Raw genomic sequence first — 19,869 nt, 5'->3', positions numbered from 1 at the left:
TTGTAGTGAATCTGATAAATAAGCAAGTCAGGCCGAATCATTTTCTGCTGCGCCAGAAACTGGCGCAGCAATAAAGCACTTACTTCACAATGGAGAGATCGACATTCACGTTTGCCGTCCAGTCCGTGTTGTGCCAGTCACGCGCAATCAGATGAAGAACACCCGTATAGCTGCCCTGAGGCAGATGCGGATTATCTTCTGCTTTATAAGCGACTCTTAAATATGCGCTTGTTCCTGAGTTGCAGTTAACCGCGGTGTTAACGGAATGAATATTGCAGCCGCCATGGCTGTTCTGGCCACGCAGTTTCACAATGAAGCTTCTGTTACGACTATCGACAACCTGCGCATACAGTGGTGTTTCACCATCCTCAGCCCAGACCAGAGAGGTAGGGCCAGCCTTAGGCGTGTTGGTCACAAAAGCAATATTCACAGTGTTATCTTCAGCCGGAACTTCAATCGTAATCGGGGAAGAGCCGTTCAGGCTACCGGTAAAGGTTTTTGTCACTTTGTTCGGCTGAGGTAATTTCAGGGCTGCAATTTGTGAGTCAGCATCAGCGGAATAGTCTAAACCCCAGCGTGTAAAGAATTCACGTAAATCACGTCCCGCTGCTTTGCTGGCATTGACCACAAAGAAATCAATTTTTTGTTGATTGGTTGCAACCAGAGATTTGCCTTTACCCTCGTTATAGGTTTCGCGGTAGGTTTTGCCAATATAAGCGAAGAGATCGGGCCACGATGTTTTCAGCTGGGTAAACATCATTAATTTACGGAAGACGTCATTGTCAGTATCAAACTGATGTGTTTCGCCAGCGTTCAGGAAAGAACCGACGGCCTGCTGATCCCAGGAGAAATTGTTGTAATACAGATTTTCGTGACAGGATTTATCCGTTACTTCTCCGCGTAACACACGGCAGGCTGAAACGGACATAATATTATTTGTCACTTCCGTTAACCCGTCCCATGCCCAGGTCATCTGATTTTGGTGACCATATTCATGCCAATGGCCCCAGCTGGTTTCGGTTGGTAAGCTGTTGCCAAAGCCGATCCCAATACGTCCGGCTCCTCCCTGAGACCAGCAGCAGCTGTTAAAAATACCGAAATTCAAACCACGCAGAGGCTGATGTAAATACGATGACCCATCAAGCCCGTTAACCCTATCATAGTCCATGACGTAGCTTAATTGTTCGCGCAGCATTTGCAGCACATTGGTATTCAGTGACGCTTTAGCGGTGGAATTATTCACGACATACCGAGAGCGCCCGTCAAACAGCAGCGTTTGCCCGGTCGGTGTACTCTGCTGGCTCAGGGCCTTCCACTCTTCTTTTGTGTTAAGTCCGAAAACAAATAGCGGGTGTTTTTTCGCGGTCGTCGATGTGACATCCACACGAACGAGTGTGTTCATATGGCTATAGGTACCACTTTTATCCCAGCAGGCCAGCAGCATTAATCCATTTTCACTCAGGGTATATTGCGTTGAGTGATTGGCATTTAACTGCACCTGATATTTAGTGGTGATTGTACCGCTGTATTGATTTTCCAGTCCTGCGTAGCAGACCACATCATCGGGTTGGGAAGAGGTGGTCAATGTGAACGTATCACCCTCTTCACCATAATAATAGGTATTAAAATAGGGATTGCGACCTGTGAAGCCTGTTCTGGCACGAGCTTCATCATGATCTTCAATGGCTGGAATATAATAAATGTCTTTGTCAGCATCACCATAAATTTGCATGGTGCGCTTTTGCCAGTAGAGAACATCAGTCGGGTCGGCTGAACGGGTGAGGGTTTTTTGTGGATCTTCAGATAACAGTTGATAACTCATACCGAGTTCATCCAGAGCTTCATTGAAGGCCTGGTTATCCTGCCATCTTTCCCACCAGTTGGCCGTGGTTTCAGCGTATAAAGGCAAAGACGTTACCGATGCACATAACAGCGCAGCAGCAACACATTTTTTCTGTATGCCACTCTTCAGTATATTCATAAAAGATATGTCCGTTATCGAGAAAATATTAAGAAAAACGGACTCATTACATCACGCTGTAATATCGTTAAGAACCGAGGAATAATGAAAAGTAAATGTAGAAAAAATGATGATATTGAATATTTCTAGGTTGGGTTGGAGATATAGTGACGGTAAATAGTTTGGGGTGAGAAACAAGGACGCAAAAAATAAACACGCCTGATAGACAGGCGTGTTTTTAGATTACTTCTCGTTGAGGCCGAGTTTCTTCTCAAGATAGTGGATGTTAGTTCCACCATTCTGGAAGTGCTCGTCGCTCATGATGCGCATCTGGAGATCAACGTTGGTTTTAATACCGTCGATGATCAACTCCTGCAGGGCGTTCTTCATGCGGGCAATCGCCACGTCACGGTTTTCGCCGTAGCAGATGAGCTTACCGATCATTGAGTCATAGTACGGCGGTACGGTGTAACCGGCGTAGATATGCGACTCCCAACGCACACCAAAGCCACCAGGCGCGTGGAAACGCGTGATTTTACCCGGGCTTGGCAGGAAGGTGTTCGGGTCTTCGGCGTTGATACGGCATTCAACCGCATGGCCTTTCACCACGACTTCTTCCTGCTTGATGGACAACGGCTGACCCGCAGCGATACGCAGCTGTTCTTTGATCAGGTCAACGCCGGTGATCATTTCGGTAACCGGGTGTTCAACCTGAATACGGGTGTTCATCTCGATGAAGTAGAACTCGCCGTTTTCGAACAGGAACTCAAAAGTACCCGCCCCGCGATAGCCGATATCGACACACGCCTTGGCGCAACGCTCACCGATGTAGCGACGCAGTTCCGGGGTAATGCCCGGCGCAGGTGCTTCTTCGACGACTTTCTGGTGACGACGCTGCATGGAGCAGTCACGTTCTGCCAGATAGATCGCGTTACCCTGACCGTCAGCCAACACCTGAATTTCGATGTGGCGTGGGTTTTCCAGGTATTTTTCCATGTACACCATGTCATTGCTGAAAGCCGCTTTCGCTTCCGCTTTGGTCATGGAGATGGACTGCGCCAGTTCAGCATCGCTGCGTACTACGCGCATACCGCGACCGCCGCCACCGCCGGACGCCTTGATGATAACCGGGTAGCCAATGCGTTTAGCATGAGCACGGTTAGCATCCATGTCGTCGGTCAGAGGGCCGTCAGAGCCTGGTACGGTTGGCACACCGGCTTTTTTCATCGCGGTGATCGCAGACACTTTGTCGCCCATCAGGCGGATAGTGTCGGCTTTCGGGCCGATGAAGATAAAGCCAGAGCGTTCAACCTGCTCAGCAAAGTTGGCGTTCTCAGAGAGGAAGCCATAACCCGGATGAATTGCCACCGCGCCGGTGATTTCAGCGGCGCTGATGATAGCCGGGATGTTCAGATAGCTTTTTACGGACGGAGCCGGGCCAATACAGACCGTCTCATCCGCCAGCAATACGTGTTTTAAATCGCGATCCGCACTTGAGTGCACCGCGACGGTCTTGATGCCCAGTTCTTTACAGGCACGAAGAATACGCAGTGCAATCTCGCCGCGGTTGGCGATAACAATTTTATCCAGCATGTTCGCCTCGTTACTCGATGACGACCAGCGGCTCGTCAAATTCAACCGGCTGACCACTTTCGACCAGAATCGCTTTCACAGTACCTGATTTGTCTGCTTCGATCTGGTTCATCATTTTCATCGCTTCAACGATGCACAGGGTATCGCCTACGTTGACTTTCTGACCCACTTCGATGAACGCCTTCGCGTCCGGGCTCGGGGTGCGGTAGAAAGTACCAACCATTGGGGAACGTACGATGTGACCACTGATTTCTGCTGCAGCGGCAGGTGCGGCTTCAGCTGCTGGTGCAACGGCTGCGGAGAGCGCAGGCTGCTGCACTGGCGCAGCGTAAGCCTGCTGCATTACCGGGAAGCTAGCGGCTGGGGCTGCACGGCTGATGCGTACAGACTCTTCGCCTTCAGAAATTTCCAGTTCGGAGATGCCTGATTCTTCAACCAGCTCGATCAGTTTTTTAATCTTACGAATATCCATGAGTGGGTTCCGTACTCTTGTTTAGTGTGATTGTGACAAGCGTTTTACCGCTGTCTGTAAAGCGTATGAATAACCGTCAGCGCCCAGTCCGCAGATAACGCCAGTAGCGATATCCGACAGATACGAATGGTGGCGGAACGGCTCTCGGGCGTGCACGTTACTCAGGTGGATCTCGATGAACGGGATACTCACCGCGAGCAGTGCGTCGCGGATAGCAACACTGGTGTGCGTAAACGCGGCCGGATTGATCAGGATATAGTCCACATTGTCTTTAGCCTGATGAATACGGTCGATGATTGCGTACTCCGCGTTTGACTGAAAATGATCCAAATCCACATTCAGCGACGCTGCTTCCGTGCTCAGACGGTTAACAATTTCGCTCAATGTTAGCGTGCCGTACTTCTCTGGCTCACGGGTGCCGAGCATGTTCAGGTTCGGTCCGTTCAATACTAAGATATGGAACTTGTCAGTCATTATGCCGCTATCTCCTGCGATTTTCGGGTAAAAAACAAAATATACCGTCGAAGCGCAAATGTCACCTTTTCAGAGGCCAAAAACCACTGTCAGGGGAACCAAGGTCGCACATTATAACGATTTCGTAGCATTTGGCAGCTAAATACTGGTCTTATCAGGGAAGATTATCAACCGCAATCCAAAAAAGATTTGCGGTTGAGGGGGAATCTGCGGGAAAACGCACAGTTTCGCGAACTATCGCAACCACTGGCGGAACTTCTTGTAACGCCATGCTAAAAGCGCCACTGCCGCCAGCGCATACAGGACTGGCTGCGGGGAGAGGATCTTCACCGACCACAGATAATGAATGGGGGCGAGGATCGCGACAAGATAGACGAAGTTGTGCAGTAACTGCCAGCGTCTGCCCAGCTTTCGCTGCGCATATTGCGTGGACGTCAGCGCTAACGCCAGTAAAACCAGCCAGCTTACGATACCCAGCGTCAGATAAGGGCGTGTCACCAGCTCTCGGCCAAGCAGTGTCAGATTGTTAATTCCCAGTTCCAGCAGGGCGTAGCTGGTAAGGTGCAGCGTCGCCCAGGCAAAACACCATAGCCCCAAAAGCCGACGGGTACGTATCAATAATGGCTGTTTAGCGTAGCGCGCCAGCGGCGAGACGAGCAAGGTTGCCAGTAAAAATTTCAGAGCCATCCGACCCGTAAAATGCTGGATATCTTTTGCCGGATCGGCGCTAAAGAGGCCCTGACTGGCGGCCCAGAACAACCAGATAAAAGGAAGTATCCCGGCTAAATGCAGCAGCACTTTCAGCCAGGTAATCTGCTTTGCCGTTAAACGCACTCAGAAGTTCTCCCGTAAATTAAGGCCACGGTAAAGCGAAGCCACTTCATCCGCATACCCGTTAAACAACAGCGTGGGCTGACGCTTAACGTCCAGCGCACCACCCGCGCCAATAAAGCGCTCAGTCGCCTGCGACCAGCGGGGATGATCCACATGCGGATTCACATTCGCGAAGAAACCGTATTCACCCGGTGCTGCCAGGTTCCAGGTCGTTGGCGGACGCTCGCGGGTCAGCTTAATGCTGACGATAGACTTAATTCCTTTGAAGCCGTATTTCCACGGTACGGTTAACCGAATGGGGGCGCCGTTTTGAGGAGGAAGCGCCTTGCCGTATACGCCAACGGTCAGCAGGGTAAGGGGATGCATGGCTTCGTCGAGGCGTAGTCCTTCAACGTACGGATAGTCCAGTCCACCGCCGATAAACCGATCTTTCTGGCCCGGCATCTCGTCCGGAGCGTAGCGCGTCTGGAAGGCGACATATTTTGCATTGCTGGTGGGCTCAACCAACGCCAGCAGCTTATGCAGCGGGAAGCCGACCCAGGGTACAACCATCGACCAGGCTTCCACGCAGCGCATGCGATAGATGCGCTCTTCGAGCGGGAAGCGGGTGGTCAGATCGTGGTGGTCCAGCGTCAGGGGTTTTGCCACCTCGCCGTCAATTTTCAACGTCCACGGATCGGTTTTCATGCTGCCTGCATTGGCGGCAGGATCGGCCTTATCCAGACCAAATTCGTAAAAGTTGTTGTAGCCGGTGACTTTATCTTCAGGGGTGAGCGTCAGTTTGTTTTGCCACTCGGCGGGTTTCGTAAACGTAAGCGGAGCACCGGAAGGCGCCTTAGGGCGATCGTTACCTTTAAACCAGTCGAGCAGGTCGGCATGTGCCGCAGGGGAGAGCGTCAGTGCAGTGGCGCTGATGCCAAGCATTTTCAGGATCTGGCGGCGCTGTAACATAAAGACAGACTCGGACGTTACGTCGGCTTCCGTCAGTTTTCGGTTTTTCATGGCATCCTCCGTCATGCGTTTTTCTAAGCATGACGGAGGAGAGCGCTTCACGCGAATATGTCACGAAAATTTGAAGATTAGGCGATTTTCACCAGCGCGCGACCGTGGAACTGGTTATCCATGATTTTACTGGCATAGTCTGGCGCCTGGCTGAGGCTTATCTCCGTTGCGCTCTGGGTAAAGAACGATTCCGGCAGATCGCGTACCAGACGTTCCCAGGCCTCCGTGCGGCGAGCCGCTGGCGTCATCACGGAGTCCACGCCCTGCAGGCGAACGTTACGCAAAATAAACGGCATGACGGTAGTTGGCAGGGCAAAGCCGCCCGCCAGACCGCAGGCTGCCACGCAGCCGCCGTAGTTCATCTGCGCCAGGACCTTCGCCAGCACTTTATCGCCGACGGTATCTACCGCGCCCGCCCAGACCTGTTTTTCCAGTGGACGGGTTTCGGCGAATTCATCGCGGCCAAGAATGCGGCTGGCACCGAGCTGGCGAAGATAATCATGCGTACTTTCCCGGCCGGAAACCGCCGTGACCTGGTAACCCAGTTTGTGCAGCAACGTTACCGCCGTGCTCCCCACGCCACCGCTGGCGCCGGTCACGACAATGTCACCCGACTCAGGGTGAACCCCCGCCTCTTCCAGCGCCATCACGCACAGCATGGCGGTAAAGCCTGCGGTGCCGATGATCATCGCTTTGCGACCATCCATGCCTTTCGGCATCGGCACCAGCCAGTCGCCTTTTACGCGCGCCTGTGTTGCCAGCCCGCCCCAGTGATTTTCACCCACACCCCAGCCGGTGAGCAGCACGTGCTGGCCCGCATGGAAGCGAGGGTCTTCGCTGCTGTGGACCCGGCCAGCAAAATCAATACCCGGCACCATAGGGAAATTTCGGATGATTTTACCCTTACCGGTGATCGCCAGCGCATCTTTGTAATTTAAACTGGACCAGTCGATGTCGACGGTGACGTCGCCTTCCGGCAGACGGCTCTTTTCTACGGCCTGTACTGAGGCAAGCGTTTTGCCGTCCTGCTGTTCTAAGATCAAAGCCTGCATACGGGGTCCTCACGACTCAGATGATTGGAAAATAATTTCTGAAGACTATACTCGCTCAGGGTAATTCAATGCCGATTTAACGCAATAAATTGCCAGATACGCCCGATTTGGTAGTATGCCGCATTTGAAATGCAAGTTAGCGCTTACTCGCTACCCCCTCAACCCACGGAGTAATCTCAAGGATGCGATTAACGACGAAGTTCTCGGCTTTTATCACCTTGCTAACGGGGCTGACCATCTTTGTCACGCTTCTGGGTTGCTCTTTGAGCTTTTATAACGCCATTCAGGACAAACTGGTCAACCGGGTGCAGTCTGTTGCGTCGGTCATTGATACGCGTCTGCTGACCACGCCACTCCCGTCGCTCTCCCGGGAACTGGATGAGTTGATGGTGCCGGTTGATATTATTCGGATCGATATTCAGCAGGGAAAGCATCAGGTTTTAAGCCATGAACGGCAGGGAAGTTATCGCCCTGCGGGCGTAGTGAGTCAGTACCGGGAAGTAACGGTGCACTCCCTTAAAAACCCGGGTATGACCATTCACATGGTCTATCTCGATCCGATGGCCAGCTATTTCCGTTCCATGATGACCACCGCGCCGCTCACGATCGCGGTTGCATTCATTATTCTGCTCATTTTTCTCGCGGTTCGCTGGTTGCGCCGCCAGCTCTCAGGGCAGGAACTGCTGGAAATCCGCTCCGTCCGCATCCTGAACGGTGAGCGCGGCCCGCAGGTGCGCGGCTCTGTTCATGAATGGCCGTCACGCACCAGCAGTGCGCTGGATACGTTGCTCTCAGAAATTCAGTTTGCCAGCGACCAGCGCAGCCGTATGGATACGCTGATCCGCTCTTATGCCGCGCAGGATAATAAAACCGGCCTTAACAACCGCCTTTTCTTTGATAATCAACTGGCCACGCTGCTCGACGATTCGGAAAAAGTGGGCACTCACGGCGTGGTGATGATGATTCGCCTGCCCGATTTCGATCTGCTGCGCGACACATGGGGGCAGCGGGCCGCGGAAGAAAATCTCTTTACGCTGATCAACCTGCTCTCCACCTTTATCATGCGCTACCCGGGGGCACTGTTGGCCCGCTATCACCGTAGCGACTTTGCCGTGTTATTGCCGCATCGCACGCTAAAAGAGTCGGAAAGCATTGCCAGCCAGCTGCTGAAGGCGGTAGACGCGCTGCCCCAGAGTAAAATGCTCGACCGCGACGACATGGTGCATATGGGGATCTGCGCCTGGCGTGGCGGTCAGTCGACGGAGCAGGTGATGGAGCATGCGGAATCGGCTACCCGCAACGCCGTGTTGCAGGGGGCGAACGGATGGGCCGTTTACGATGACTCGTTACCGGAAAAAGGGCGTGGAAACGTGCGGTGGCGTACGTTGATTGAGCAAATGCTGAGCCGCGGTGGGCCACGCATTTATCAAAAACCGGCGGTCATGAAAAACGGCTATGTCCATCATCGCGAACTGATGTGCCGTATTTTTGACGGTACGGAAGAGGTTATTTCTGCGGAATATCTGCCAATGGTGCTGCAATTTGGGCTGTCTGAAGAGTATGACCGCCAGCAAATTACCCGCCTGATTCCGTTTTTATCTTTCTGGCCGGAAGAAAGTCTGGCGTTACAGGTCACCGTTGAGTCGTTAATACGCCCGCGTTTTCAGCGCTGGCTGCGTGATACATTAATGCAATGCGAAAAATCGCAACGCAAACGCATTATTTTTGAACTTGCTGAGGCGGATGTGGGTCAACACATCAGCCGGTTACGTCCAGTGGTTCGTTTGATCAACGCGCTCGGTGCGCGTGTGGCGGTGACACAAGCTGGTTTAACGCTGGTCAGTACCGACTGGATCAAGGAACTGGATGTGGAGCTATTAAAGCTGCATCCGGGGCTGGTAAGAAATATTGAAAAGCGCACGGAAAACCAGCTGCTGGTTCAGAGTCTGGTTGAAGCGTGTAAAGGAACCCGAACACAAGTCTTTGCCGCGGGCGTGCGCTCCAGGGGCGAATGGCAGATGTTAACAGAGCGCGGTGTCATGGGCGGTCAGGGCGATTTTTTTGCCGCCTCTCAACCGCTTGACACCAACGTGAAAAAATATTTGCAAAGATACTCTGTTTGACCTGCCGTTTACGTTGTTTTCACGTAGAATATCGCGCCTGTAGCTTTGAGTATGTCGAGCAAAAAGCCAGTGAACGACCTTTAACGGGTTACAAAGGTCAGTAAGGAATGCTGCTGTTGACTCAGCCCTGAGGGAGTCAGGGATCAATTTTGTAACATCAGGAAACGTACTGAACAAATTTTCACCGTTGCAGATGATTTTTGCGCCTTGTCGCTGCTGCGTGTGGTTGGTAAAGTAAGCGGATTTTGTTTTCCGCCCCAGCTTTCAGGATTATCCCTTAGTATGTTGAAAAAATTTCGTGGCATGTTTTCCAATGACCTGTCCATTGACCTGGGTACCGCGAATACCCTTATTTACGTAAAAGGACAAGGCATCGTTTTGAATGAGCCTTCTGTTGTGGCCATTCGTCAGGATCGTGCAGGCTCGCCGAAAAGCGTCGCCGCAGTGGGTCATGACGCGAAGCAGATGCTGGGTCGTACCCCTGGCAACATCGCCGCAATTCGCCCAATGAAAGACGGCGTTATCGCTGACTTCTTCGTGACTGAAAAAATGCTTCAGCACTTCATCAAGCAGGTTCACAGCAACAGCTTCATGCGTCCAAGCCCGCGTGTTCTGGTGTGTGTGCCGGTTGGCGCAACCCAGGTAGAACGTCGCGCAATCCGTGAATCTGCTCAGGGGGCGGGTGCTCGTGAAGTGTTCCTGATTGAAGAGCCAATGGCGGCGGCAATCGGTGCAGGTCTGCCTGTGTCTGAAGCAACCGGCTCAATGGTAGTGGATATCGGTGGTGGTACCACAGAAGTGGCCGTTATCTCTCTGAACGGTGTGGTGTACTCCTCCTCCGTACGTATCGGTGGTGACCGCTTCGATGAAGCCATCATTAATTACGTGCGCCGTAACTACGGCTCTCTGATCGGTGAAGCGACCGCAGAGCGTATCAAACACGAAATCGGCTCTGCTTACCCGGGCGATGAAGTGCGCGAGATCGAAGTGCGTGGTCGTAACCTGGCGGAAGGTGTGCCACGCGGCTTTACCCTGAACTCCAACGAAATTCTTGAAGCGCTGCAGGAACCGCTGACTGGCATCGTGAGCGCGGTAATGGTTGCGCTGGAACAGTGCCCACCAGAACTGGCGTCCGATATCTCCGAGCGCGGTATGGTTCTGACCGGTGGTGGTGCGCTGCTGCGTAACCTCGACCGCCTGTTAATGGAAGAGACAGGTATTCCTGTCGTAGTTGCAGAAGATCCACTGACTTGCGTCGCCCGTGGTGGTGGCAAGGCGCTGGAAATGATCGACATGCACGGCGGCGACTTGTTCAGCGAAGAGTAGTCATTGTGAAAGGGTAGCGAATCGCTACCCTTTCTCTCTGACACGAGAATACGCATAGCCTATGAAGCCAATTTTTAGCCGTGGCCCATCGCTACAGTTTCGCCTTATTCTGGCGGTTCTGGTTGCGCTTGGCGTCATTATTGCCGATAGCCGCCTCGGTACGTTCAGCCAGATCAGAACGTACATGGATACCGCCGTCAGTCCTTTCTACTTTATATCAAATGGTCCCCGTGAACTGCTCGACTCCGTTTCTCAAACGCTGTCTTCACGAGACCAGCTCGAACTTGAAAACCGGGCATTACGCCAGGAACTGCTGCTGAAAAACAGCGAACTGCTGATGCTGGGGCAATATAAGCAGGAAAACGCGCGTCTGCGTGAACTGCTCGGCTCGCCGCTGCGTCAGGATGAGCAGAAGATGGTCACCCAGGTGATCTCCACCGTGAACGATCCTTACAGCGATCAGGTTGTGATCGACAAAGGGAGTGTGAACGGTGTGTATGAAGGCCAGCCTGTAATCAGTGATAAAGGCGTAGTGGGGCAGGTTGTTGCCGTCGCCAAGCTGACCAGCCGCGTGCTGCTGATTTGCGATGCCACGCATGCGCTGCCTATCCAGGTCCTGCGTAACGATATCCGCGTGATTGCGGCCGGTAACGGCTGTACGGACGATCTGCAGCTGGAACACCTGCCTGCGAACACGGACATCCGTGTCGGTGATGTCCTGGTGACTTCCGGTTTGGGTGGACGCTTCCCTGAGGGCTACCCGGTTGCGGTGGTCTCTTCCGTGAAGCTCGATACTCAGCGTGCGTACACCGTCATTCAGGCTCGTCCGACTGCGGGTTTACAGCGTCTGCGCTACCTGCTGCTGCTCTGGGGTGCCGATCGTAATGGCACGAATCCGATGACGCCTGAAGAGGTGCACCGTGTCGCAAACGAACGCCTGATGCAGATGATGCCGCAGGTTCTTCCGCCTGCGGACTCCATGGGGCCACCTGCGCCAGTGCCCGCGCCGGCAACCGGGTTAACGCAGCCGCTGCCTGATGCGCCGCCACCGCCTAAACTCTCTTCGGGAGGGCAGTAGTGGCAAGTTATCGTAGCCAGGGACGCTGGGTCATCTGGCTCTCGTTCCTCATTGCACTGTTGCTGCAGATTATGCCCTGGCCGGATAACATTCTCGTTTTCCGGCCAAACTGGGTCTTGCTCATTTTACTTTACTGGATCCTTGCCCTGCCGCACCGCGTAAATGTCGGCACGGGTTTTGTTATGGGTGCCATACTGGATCTCATTAGTGGCTCTACGCTGGGCGTTCGCGCCCTGTCCATGAGCATTATTGCGTACCTCGTCGCACTAAAATTCCAGCTCTTTCGTAACCTCGCGCTCTGGCAACAGGCCCTGGTCGTGATGTTGTTGTCGCTTGCTGCGGATATCGTTGTTTTCTGGGCAGAGTTTTTAGTGATCAACGTCTCTTTCCGACCGGAAGTGTTCTGGAGTAGTGTAGTAAACGGTGTGCTCTGGCCGTGGCTGTTCCTGCTGATGCGTAAGGTTCGCCAGCAGTTTGCCGTGCAATAAAAAGGTTTCTATGACGTCTTTGTATCTCGCTTCCGGTTCCCCGCGCCGTCAGGAACTCCTGACCCAGTTAGGGGTATCTTTTGAACGCATCGTGACCGGCATTGAAGAAAAACGTGCTGAGGGCGAAAGTGCGCAGCAATACGTCTCTCGCCTGGCGCGCGAGAAAGCGCAGGCGGGCGTGGCGTTAGTGCCCCGCGATCTGCCGGTGCTGGGAGCAGATACCATCGTTATCCTTAATGGTGAAGTGCTTGAGAAACCGCACGATACCGAACATGCGGCGCGTATGCTGCGCAAAATGTCCGGGCAAACGCATCAGGTAATGACGGCGGTCGCGCTGGCGGATAGCCAGCACGTGCTGGATTGTCTGGTGGTAACCGATGTCACGTTCAGAGTACTTACCGACGACGAGATCGCCGCTTATATTGCCAGCGGTGAACCGATGGATAAAGCAGGTGCATACGGTATTCAGGGGCTGGGTGGCTGTTTTGTCAGGAAGATTCATGGCAGCTATCACGCCGTAGTCGGCTTACCGCTGGTGGAAACGTATGAGTTGCTGAGCAATTTTAACTCACTGCGTGAGGGAAGGGATAATTATGACGGCTGAATTGTTGGTAAACGTAACGCCATCGGAAACCCGTGTGGCCTATATTGACGGTGGCATTCTTCAGGAAATTCATATTGAGCGTGAAGCGCGGCGCGGAATAGTAGGCAATATCTACAAAGGTCGTGTCAGTCGTGTACTGCCGGGTATGCAGGCGGCTTTTGTAGATATTGGTCTGGATAAGGCGGCATTTTTACATGCCTCCGATATCATGCCGCACACCGAGTGCGTTGCGGGCGAAGAGCAAAAGCAGTTTGCCGTGCGCGATATTTCCGAACTGGTGCGTCAGGGCCAGGACTTAATGGTGCAGGTGGTGAAAGATCCCCTGGGCACCAAAGGCGCCCGTCTGACCACCGACATCACCTTACCCTCCCGTTATCTGGTCTTTATGCCCGGCGCGTCACACGTCGGCGTTTCGCAGCGCATTGAGAGCGAAAGCGAGCGCGAGCGTCTGAAGAAAGTGGTCAGCGCCTACTGCGATGAACAGGGCGGGTTTATTATCCGCACCGCCGCGGAAGGGATCAGCGAAGACGATCTGGCATCCGATGCCGCTTACCTTAAGCGCGTCTGGACCAAAGTGATGGAGCGTAAAAAACGCAACCAGACCCGCTACCAGCTTTACGGTGAGCTGGCGCTGGCTCAGCGCGTTCTGCGTGACTTTGCCGATGCGCAGCTCGACCGCATTCGCGTGGACTCTCGCCTGACGTATGAAGCGCTGCTGGAATTTACCGCTGAATACATCCCGGAAATGCCGGGCCTGCTGGAGCACTACACCGGGCGTCAGCCTATCTTCGATCTCTATGATGTCGAAAACGAGATCCAGCGTGCCCTGGAGCGTAAGGTTGAGCTCAAGTCCGGCGGGTATCTGATTATCGATCAGACCGAAGCGATGACCACCGTCGATATCAACACCGGCGCGTTTGTTGGCCATCGCAACCTCGATGACACCATCTTCAACACCAACATTGAAGCCACGCAGGCGATTGCCCGCCAGCTGCGTCTGCGCAATCTCGGCGGCATTATCATCATCGACTTCATCGATATGAGTAATGAAGATCACCGCCGCCGCGTGCTGCATTCACTGGAGCAGGCGCTGAGTAAGGATCGCGTGAAAACCAGCATTAACGGTTTCTCGCAGCTGGGGCTGGTGGAAATGACGCGTAAGCGCACCCGAGAAAGCGTTGAGCATGTGCTGTGTAATGAATGCCCAACCTGCCATGGACGCGGAACGGTAAAGACGGTTGAGACCGTCTGCTACGAAATTATGCGTGAAATCGTCCGAGTTCATCACGCCTACGACTCCGACCGTTTTCTGGTCTATGCTTCCCCTGCGGTGGCGGAAGCGTTGAAAGGCGAAGAGTCGCACGCGCTGGCGGAAGTGGAAATCTTTGTCGGCAAACAGGTAAAAGTACAAATTGAACCGCTCTATAACCAGGAGCAGTTTGACGTTGTGATGATGTAAAACGCAGTACGCTGCGTGACGAAAGCTGACAAGGAGAGATGCGTGAGGCGATTGCCGGGGATTTTATTGCTTACAGGGGCAACGCTGGTCGTGATTGTCGCGTTGCTCGTGAGCGGGCTACGCCTCGTTTTGCCGCATCTCGACAGCTGGCGTCCGCAGCTGCTGGCAAAAATCGAATCTACCACCGGTGTGCCGGTCGACGTAAGCCAGCTAAGCGCCAGCTGGCAAAATTTTGGCCCGACGCTCGACGTCCGGGATATCAATGCCAGCCTGAAAGATGGCGGCCATCTGAAAATCAAACGCGTGACCCTGGCGCTGGACGTCTGGCAAAGCCTGCTGCATCTGCGCTGGCAGTTTCGCGATCTCACCTTTTACCAGCTTCAGTTTCTGACCAATACGCCGCTAACGGGCGGTGAGGATAATCAGGGCCTGGAAGCCAACCGCTTCAGCGATCTCTTCCTCCGTCAGTTCGATCATTTCGATCTGCGCGACAGCGAAGTGAGCTTTATTACCCTTTCCGGCCAGCGCGCCGAACTGGCGATCCCGCAGCTCACCTGGCTTAACGGCAAGAACCGACACCGCGCGGAAGGACTGGTGAGCCTGTCCAGCCTGAACGGCCAGCACGGCGTGATGCAGGTACGTATGGATCTGCGCGACGATGACGGCCTGCTAAACAACGGTAAAGTCTGGCTGCAGGCCGACGATGTGGACGTGAAGCCCTGGCTCGGCGACTGGTTACAGCAAAACATGCAGCTGGAAACCGCCCGCTTCAGCCTTGAGGGCTGGCTAACCCTGACGAAAGGAAAATTCGCCAGCGGCGATATCTGGCTGAAGCAAGGGGGCGCAAGCTGGAAGGGCGAAAATCAGCAGCATCAGCTTTCCGTCGATAACCTCACCGCGCATGTGACGCAGGAGAAAGAGGGCTGGCAGTTTGCTATTCCTGATACGCGCATCACGATGGACGGCAAGCCGTGGCCGCGCGGTGCGCTGACGCTGGCCTGGATGCCGGAGCAGGACGTGGGCGGCGCGGCCAGTAAACGCAGCGATGAGCTGCGTATCCGCGCCAGTAACCTGGATCTGACAGCCATCGAAGGCCTGCGCTCGATGGCGGCGAAACTCTCCCCGGAACTGGGCGAGATTTGGCTGGCAACGCAGCCGAGCGGCAAGATTGATGCGCTGGCGCTGGATATCCCGCTTCAGGCCACAGAGAAAACCCGTTTCCAGGCCTCGTGGAACGATCTTGCCTGGAAGCAGTGGAAGCTGCTTCCGGGAGCCGAGCACTTCAGCGGCAAGCTGGAAGGTAGCGTGGAAAACGGCAGGCTGACGGTGGATATGCACCACGCCAAAATGCCTTACGAGACGGTCTTCCGTGCGCCGCTGGAAATTGAACAGGGCAATGCGGTGCTGAACTGGCTCCGTAATGATAAGGGCTTCCAGCTTGATGGCAGGCATATCGACGTCAAAGCCAAAGCGGTGCATGCACGCGGCGATTTCCGCTACCTGCAGCCAGTTGGCGATGAGCCCTGGCTGGGTATTCTGGCCGGCATCAGTACCGATGATGGTTCTCAGGCCTGGCGCTATTTCCCGGAAAACCTGATGGGGAAAGCGCTGGTCGACTATCTGAGCGGCGCGATTCAGGGCGGTCAGGCGGATAATGCCACACTGGTCTACGGTGGTAATCCGCACCTTTTCCCGTACAAACATAATGAAGGTCAGTTCCAGGTGCTGGTGCCGCTGCACAACGCCACCTTCGCGTTCCAGCCTGGCTGGCCTGCGCTGAAAAACCTGGATATCGAACTTAACTTCCTCAATGACGGCTTATGGATGAAGTCTGACAGCGTTGCGCTGGGCGGCGTGACGGCCAGCAACCTGACGGCTAACATCCCGGACTACTCAAAAGAGAAGCTGCTTATTGATGCCGACATTAACGGTCCAGGTAAAGCGGTGGGGCCGTACTTTGAGGAGACGCCGCTGAAAGAGTCTCTGGCGGCGACGCTGCAGCAGCTCCAGCTTGATGGCGATGTGAATGCTCGCTTACATCTTGATATCCCGCTGGACGGTGAGATGACCACCGCCAAAGGTGATGTCCGTCTGAAGAACAACAGTCTGTACATTAAACCGCTTGAGAGCACCCTGAAAAACCTCAGCGGGCAGTTCAGTTTTGTGAATGGTAACCTCAAGAGCGAGCCGCTGACCGCCAGCTGGTTTAATCAGCCGGTGAATATTGACTTCACAACCACTGAGGGTGAAAAAGCTTACCAGGTGGCCGTCAATCTGGACGGTAACTGGCAGCCTGCGCGTATGGACGTCCTGCCGAAGCCGATCGCGTCATCAGTGGATGGCACGGTAGCCTGGAACGGCAAAGTGGCTATTGAGCTGCCTTATCACGCAGGCGTGCAGTATAAGGTCGACATCACGGGTGACCTGAAAAACATCCACAGCCAGTTGCCCGCGCCGCTGGATAAACAGGCCGGACAATCGCTGCCGGTGAAGGTCAACGTCGATGGCAACCTGAACAGCTTTGCGTTGACCGGAAATGCGGGCAGCACAAACCATTTCAACAGCCGCTGGCTGCTTAATCGCAAACTCACCCTCGACAGGGCTATCTGGACGACGGACAGCAAAACCACGCCGCCACTGCCCGACCATGAGGGCGTTGAGCTCAATCTTCCGCCGATGGATGGCGCGGAGTGGCTGGCGCTGTTCCAGAAAGGCGTTGGACAAAACGTGGATGAAGCCGCCCAGTTCCCGCAAACCGTTACGGTACGCACGCCGTCGCTGATGTTGGGCGGACAGCAGTGGAACAACCTTAGCATTGTTTCTCAGCCCACCGCGAATGGCTCTAAAGTGGAGGCGCAGGGTCGGGAGATCAACGGCACGCTTACCATGCGTAATAACGCGCCGTGGCAGGCAGCGATTCGCTATCTCTACTACAACCCGGCCACCGCGAGTAAAGATCAACCGGCGAATACATCGCCGCTGAGTCAAGCCTCCCGCGTCGATTTTAGCGGCTGGCCCGATCTCCAGCTGCGCTGCGCGGAATGCTGGCTGTGGGGGCAAAAATATGGCCGTATCGACGGCGATTTTGCCATCCAGGGGAATACGCTTACGCTCTCCGGCGGCCTGGTCGATACCGGTTTTGGCCGCATGACGGCCGCAGGGGAATGGGTCAATAACCCTGGCGAACAGCGGACCTCCCTGAAGGGCGACATTAAAGGCAACAAACTGGATGCGGCAACCAATTTCTTTGGCATCACTACGCCGCTGCGAGGATCGTCATTTGACGTGAATTACGATCTTCACTGGCGAGACGCGCCGTGGAAGCCAGACGAAGCGTCACTGAACGGTATTTTAAAAACCCGCTTTGGCAAGGGGGAAATCGCCGATGTGAGCACGGGGCGCGCCGGGCAGATCCTGCGCCTGCTGAGTTTTGATGCGCTGCTGCGCAAGCTGCGCTTCGATTTCAGCGACACCTTCAGCGAAGGTTTCTACTACGATTCCATCCGCAGCACGGCGTGGATAAAGGACGGCGTGATGCATACGGATGACACGCTGGTAGACGGCCTGGAAGCGGATATCGCCATGAAAGGCTCAGTCAATCTGGTACGCCGTGAGCTGGATATGGAAGCCGTGGTGGCGCCGGAAATTTCCGCGAGCGTGGGCGTGGCGGCGGCGTTTGTGGTGAACCCGATAGTCGGTGCGGCGGTATTTGCTGCCAGTAAAGTGCTGGGCCCGCTGTGGAGCAAAGTCTCGATTCTGCGCTATCGCATTACCGGTCCGGTGGATAAACCTCAGATTAACGAGGTACTGCGCCAGCCGCGCAAAGATGCACAGCAATGATTTGACGTGGGCAGGTAATTGCCTCACTCTCAATAAATACGATTTTTATACCGCCACGGGCGGCAACGAACGAGTAGCAATACGATGAGTCTGAACCTGGTAAGTGAACATTTGCTAGCAGCGAACGGCCTGAGCCATCAGGACCTGTTCTCCATTCTTGGTCAACTGACCGAACGCCGTCTCGACTACGGCGATCTCTATTTCCAGTCGAGCTATCACGAATCCTGGGTTTTAGAAGACAGCATCATCAAAGATGGTTCTTATAACATTGACCAGGGCGTCGGCGTGCGCGCCGTCAGCGGTGAGAAAACCGGTTTTGCCTATGCCGACCAGATTAGCCTGGCTGCGCTGGAGCAAAGTGCGCAGGCTGCGCGTACCATTGTGCGTGATACTGGCGATGGCCGTGTGAAAACCCTCGGTGAAGTGTCGCACTCTGCGCTATATACCAGTATCGATCCGCTGCAAAGCATGAGCCGCGAAGAGAAGCTGGATATTTTGCGCCGCGTGGACAAAGTGGCGCGTGCTGCAGATAAACGCGTGCAGGAAGTCTCTGCCAGCCTGAGCGGTGTTTATGAACTGATTCTGGTGGCGGCAACGGACGGTACGCTGGCCGCCGATGTGCGTCCGCTGGTGCGTCTTTCCATCAGCGTGCAGGTTGATGACAACGGTAAACGCGAGCGTGGCTCCAGCGGCGGCGGCGGTCGTTTCGGCTATGACTGGTTCCTGGGGGATGTGGACGGCGAAGCGCGCGCTGACGCGTGGGCAAAAGAAGCCGTGCGCATGGCGATGGTGAATCTTAACGCTGTTGCGGCTCCCGCCGGGACATTCCCGGTGGTGCTGGGCGCAGGCTGGCCGGGCGTGCTGCTGCACGAAGCGGTGGGCCACGGTCTGGAAGGCGACTTTAACCGTCGCGGGACATCCGTGTTCAGCGGTCAGATTGGACAGCTCGTCTCCTCTGAGCTGTGCACCGTGGTGGATGATGGCACTATGCAAGACCGTCGCGGTTCGGTGGCTATCGATGATGAAGGTACGCCAGGCCAGTACAATGTGCTGATTGAAAACGGCGTGCTGAAAGGTTACATGCAGGACAAACTCAACGCGCGCCTGATGGGCGTCGCGCCAACGGGTAACGGCCGTCGTGAATCTTACGCGCACCTGCCAATGCCGCGCATGACCAATACTTACATGTTGCCGGGCCAATCCACGCCGCAGGAGATTATCGAGTCTGTAGATTACGGTATCTTTGCGCCAAACTTTGGCGGCGGCCAGGTGGACATCACCTCCGGTAAATTTGTCTTCTCTACCTCAGAAGCGTATCTGATTGAGAAGGGAAAAGTGACCAAAGCGGTAAAAGGTGCGACCCTGATTGGTTCCGGTATCGAAGCCATGCAGCAGATCTCTATGGTCGGTAACGATCTGAAGCTGGACAACGGCGTGGGCGTCTGCGGTAAAGAGGGCCAGAGCCTGCCGGTTGGCGTCGGCCAGCCAACCCTGAAAGTGGATAATCTGACGGTGGGCGGTACAGCGTAGTTTTTCACCGCCTCACCCTAACCCTCTCCCCAAC

Annotated in this window: 15 protein-coding genes; 8 read left to right on the top strand and 7 right to left on the bottom strand. The window is 54.6% G+C overall.

What is annotated here, in order from left to right:
• Nucleotides 1–79 precede the first annotated feature (79 nt).
• From ABFI50_RS06890 to ABFI50_RS06860, 7 genes are all read right to left on the bottom strand, one after another.
• On the bottom strand, nt 80–1,981 hold the full coding sequence (locus ABFI50_RS06890; protein WP_347485696.1) for a M60 family metallopeptidase: 1,902 nt from the start codon (nt 1,979–1,981) through the stop codon (nt 80–82).
• Between the two features lie 222 nt (nt 1,982–2,203).
• Nucleotides 2,204–3,553: an acetyl-CoA carboxylase biotin carboxylase subunit gene (gene accC, locus ABFI50_RS06885; protein ID WP_003860388.1), complete on the bottom strand. Its 1,350-nt coding sequence runs from the start codon at nt 3,551–3,553 to the stop codon at nt 2,204–2,206.
• A gap of 10 nt (nt 3,554–3,563) precedes the next feature.
• Nucleotides 3,564–4,025 (bottom strand): acetyl-CoA carboxylase biotin carboxyl carrier protein, encoded by a 462-nt coding sequence (gene accB, locus ABFI50_RS06880; RefSeq protein WP_010436174.1) that lies wholly within the window; start codon nt 4,023–4,025, stop codon nt 3,564–3,566.
• A 21-nt stretch (nt 4,026–4,046) separates the two neighbouring features.
• Nucleotides 4,047–4,499 (bottom strand): type II 3-dehydroquinate dehydratase, encoded by a 453-nt coding sequence (gene aroQ / locus ABFI50_RS06875; protein WP_023331425.1) that lies wholly within the window; start codon nt 4,497–4,499, stop codon nt 4,047–4,049.
• Between the two features lie 234 nt (nt 4,500–4,733).
• Complete coding sequence (msrQ, locus tag ABFI50_RS06870; protein ID WP_014885437.1) at nt 4,734–5,333, bottom strand: protein-methionine-sulfoxide reductase heme-binding subunit MsrQ; 600 nt, start codon at nt 5,331–5,333, stop codon at nt 4,734–4,736.
• The gene (gene msrP, locus ABFI50_RS06865) at nt 5,334–6,335 is read right to left on the bottom strand and encodes a protein-methionine-sulfoxide reductase catalytic subunit MsrP (protein WP_023331424.1); all 1,002 of its coding nucleotides are present in this window, start codon (nt 6,333–6,335) and stop codon (nt 5,334–5,336) included. It lies immediately after the preceding gene.
• Nucleotides 6,336–6,412: 77 nt separating this feature from the next.
• A complete protein-coding gene (locus ABFI50_RS06860; RefSeq protein ID WP_347485691.1) occupies nt 6,413–7,387 on the bottom strand; it encodes an MDR family oxidoreductase in 975 nt (324 codons plus the stop codon).
• 182 nt (nt 7,388–7,569) lie between these two features.
• Here ABFI50_RS06860 and csrD point away from each other — a divergent pair, with 182 nt between their 5' ends.
• From csrD to tldD, 8 genes are all read left to right on the top strand, one after another.
• The gene (gene csrD / locus ABFI50_RS06855) at nt 7,570–9,510 is read left to right on the top strand and encodes an RNase E specificity factor CsrD (protein WP_047026853.1); all 1,941 of its coding nucleotides are present in this window, start codon (nt 7,570–7,572) and stop codon (nt 9,508–9,510) included.
• A gap of 282 nt (nt 9,511–9,792) precedes the next feature.
• The gene (gene mreB / locus ABFI50_RS06850; RefSeq protein WP_000913396.1) at nt 9,793–10,836 is read left to right on the top strand and encodes a rod shape-determining protein MreB; all 1,044 of its coding nucleotides are present in this window, start codon (nt 9,793–9,795) and stop codon (nt 10,834–10,836) included.
• A gap of 61 nt (nt 10,837–10,897) precedes the next feature.
• On the top strand, nt 10,898–11,914 hold the full coding sequence (gene mreC, locus ABFI50_RS06845; RefSeq protein ID WP_008502850.1) for a rod shape-determining protein MreC: 1,017 nt from the start codon (nt 10,898–10,900) through the stop codon (nt 11,912–11,914).
• Nucleotides 11,914–12,402, top strand: a complete 489-nt coding sequence (gene mreD / locus ABFI50_RS06840) for a rod shape-determining protein MreD (protein WP_008502849.1) — start codon at nt 11,914–11,916, stop codon at nt 12,400–12,402. The genes mreC and mreD overlap by 1 nt, the downstream gene beginning before the upstream one ends.
• Before the next feature lie 10 nt (nt 12,403–12,412).
• The gene (locus ABFI50_RS06835; protein ID WP_014885433.1) at nt 12,413–13,006 is read left to right on the top strand and encodes a nucleoside triphosphate pyrophosphatase; all 594 of its coding nucleotides are present in this window, start codon (nt 12,413–12,415) and stop codon (nt 13,004–13,006) included.
• On the top strand, nt 12,996–14,465 hold the full coding sequence (rng, locus tag ABFI50_RS06830; RefSeq protein ID WP_014885432.1) for a ribonuclease G: 1,470 nt from the start codon (nt 12,996–12,998) through the stop codon (nt 14,463–14,465). The genes ABFI50_RS06835 and rng overlap by 11 nt, the downstream gene beginning before the upstream one ends.
• Before the next feature lie 42 nt (nt 14,466–14,507).
• On the top strand, nt 14,508–18,305 hold the full coding sequence (gene yhdP / locus ABFI50_RS06825; RefSeq protein WP_347485688.1) for an AsmA2 domain-containing protein YhdP: 3,798 nt from the start codon (nt 14,508–14,510) through the stop codon (nt 18,303–18,305).
• Between the two features lie 84 nt (nt 18,306–18,389).
• Nucleotides 18,390–19,835 carry a metalloprotease TldD gene (gene tldD / locus ABFI50_RS06820; protein WP_347485686.1) on the top strand — a complete coding sequence of 482 codons (1,446 nt, stop codon included), beginning with the start codon at nt 18,390–18,392 and terminating at the stop codon, nt 19,833–19,835.
• Nucleotides 19,836–19,869 lie beyond the last annotated feature (34 nt).

Source organism: Enterobacter sp. HNDS-6, assembly GCF_039850505.1.
In the GTDB taxonomy this organism is placed as follows: Bacteria; Pseudomonadota; Gammaproteobacteria; order Enterobacterales; family Enterobacteriaceae; genus Enterobacter; species Enterobacter kobei.
Note: the sequence above shows the minus strand (reverse complement) of the source record. Positions and strands in the feature narration are given on the sequence as shown.